Source organism: Lactobacillus nasalidis (assembly GCF_016587775.1).
GTDB classification, from domain to species: Bacteria; Bacillota; Bacilli; order Lactobacillales; family Lactobacillaceae; genus Lactobacillus; species Lactobacillus nasalidis.
Window position 1 is genome coordinate 1 of record NZ_BOCG01000602.1, and the last position, 880, is coordinate 880.

The window sequence follows — 880 nt, forward strand, 5'->3', positions numbered from 1 at the left end:
AGCTTATCCGGGCGTGGGCAAGAACACCGAAAACGAAATGTCGGCAGCTGACATGGCAATCGTCTGCCAGAAGCTGCTGAAGGACTTCCCGGAAGTTTTGAACACGACTTCCATTGCCCAGGCGACTTTTTCAACCGGCTCCAGCCAGACGCAAATGACCAACTGGAACTGGATGCTGAAAGGCCTGAGCAGCTACTACTCTGACTTGCCGGTTGACGGTCTGAAGACCGGGACGACCGACAAGGCCGGTGCCTGCTTTGCCGGCACGGTTAAGAAGAACGGTCACCGGATCATCACGGTGGTTCTGGGGGCAAAGCACACTAGCAGCCAGGACCCGTCCCGGTTCGTGCAGACCGCGAAATTGATGCACTACGTTTACCAAAAATACACCACGGTAGTCTTGAAGAAGGGGTCCAGCATCAGCGGGGCCAACACGGTCAAGGTGCCAGAAGGCAAGCAGACCAGCAGCAAGGTTGTTTTGGGCAAGACGGTGACCATTTGGGTCAAGCAGGGCAGCCAGGTGAAGACCTCCCTGTCCAAGTCAGCCGTTTCCGCGCCAGTAAAGAAGGGGGCGAAAGTTGCCAGCTACAAGTTCTCCTCAACCAGCAGCAAGCTGCCGACGCTGACCGGCAAGACGATCACCGCGTCTGCGGTAGCCGTTAAGGACAATCAAGAAGCCAACTTCTTCGTGCGTCTGTGGCGGAGCATGTTTGGCAGCAACTAATATGAAAAGCATCGATGAAAAAATAGCCAGACAGGTCGTCAGACCCCGGCCTGCTGAAAGCCACAAGGGGACTTTCGGCCGGGTGCTGCTCATTGGCGGCAACAAGCAGTACGGCGGCGCGATTATCATGGCTGCCGAGGCTGCAGTCAGCGCCGG

2 pseudogenes are annotated in these 880 nt (G+C 56.8%); both read left to right on the top strand.

Annotated elements, in window-relative coordinates:
* A pseudogene (locus lacNas_RS11310) lies at positions 1 to 724 on the top strand (D-alanyl-D-alanine carboxypeptidase); the annotation flags it as partial.
* A 1-nt stretch (position 725) separates the two neighbouring features.
* Positions 726 to 880 (top strand): annotated as a pseudogene (locus lacNas_RS14330) (NAD(P)H-hydrate dehydratase); the annotation flags it as partial.